This is a genomic window from Falsiroseomonas oryzae (genome assembly GCF_027856955.1).
GTDB lineage: Bacteria > Pseudomonadota > Alphaproteobacteria > Acetobacterales > Acetobacteraceae > Falsiroseomonas > Falsiroseomonas oryzae.
On record NZ_JAPSMD010000855.1, the window covers coordinates 1 to 1,087 of the forward strand.

The 1,087-nt window shown below is 75.7% G+C and carries 1 protein-coding gene; it reads right to left on the reverse strand.

Annotated elements, in window-relative coordinates; translation table 11 throughout:
* A partial coding sequence (locus tag OZN99_RS32225; protein WP_270939265.1) for a hypothetical protein occupies positions 1-836 on the reverse strand: 836 nt, incomplete at its 3' end.
* Positions 837-1,087 lie beyond the last annotated feature (251 nt).

A 1,087-nucleotide genomic window follows, 5' to 3' on the forward strand; every position in this document is an offset into this window, starting at 1 on the left:
CAGCCGGCACGGCCGATCGCCACATGCCCCACCGGCTCGCCGGCCACCCAGCGCAGCGCGCCCGGTGCCGCGGGCGGCGCAACGTCGCGCCAGGCCGAGCCTTCGAGCAGCCGCGCGGCGGTGGCGCCGAGCCCTTCCTCCTCCAGCGCATCCAGCGCCGTCGTCACGCGGACGCGCGAAAGCCGGCGCGCCGCGGTGAAGCGGGTGGTGACGCGCAGCACCGGCGTGTCGGGACGCACCTCGTATTCCGTCTCGAGCGTGCCGGCCTCGACCTCGCGCGGGGCGAAGAAGCCGGCCTGGCCGCGGATCGCGGCGGCGAAGCGCAGCACCATCGCCGCGCCGCGCCGCTCCACCGCGCAGCCGGTGATGGCGTCCTCGACATCGGCGCAGGTCCGGTGCCGGCCGGCGACGAACTCCACCAGGTTGCCGGTATGGCGCAGTGCGAGCCTGCCGAGGCCGCGCGGCTCCTGCCGGATCTCCCCGCGCGAGAGATCGCCGGTCAGCCGGTGGAAGGGGGTGATCACCTCGAAGGCGTGCGGATCCTCGCTGCGCAGGTCCAGCAGGCCGGCCACCGCGCGGCGGCTGGCCGGCGCCTGCTCCGCCATCGCCATCACGAAGTCCAGCACGGCGTCGGACAGCGCCTGGTTCGCCTCCCGCACGCCGGGCAGCAGCAGCAGTTCCACCGCGCGGGCATTCGCCTCGGCAGGGAAGAAGGCGCTGCCTTCGGCCTCCGCCAGGGCGCGATGGGGCGCGCCGGCCACCGTCACCTCGGCGGCGAGACCGGCCAGCGGCGCGACCAGCCGGTCGCGATCCACGTCCTGCAACAGGTTGCGCATGGCTGCGCACCATAGTTGCCCCGCCCCGCCCCGCAAAGCCGGTGGGCGGCGCGCGCGGGCTTCGCTATAGGCAGACCATGGGCTCGCTCCAGGACAACGAAGGCGGACGGCTGATCTTCCGCTCCGAGGTCTTCTCCGGCCGCGACCCCGGCCGCCGCCGCGCCCCCACCGGGCTGACGGTGACCGAGGCAGCGCGCGAGATCCCGGTGCATGCGGTGGCCGACGTGCTGGTGGTGGGCGGCGGCCCGGCC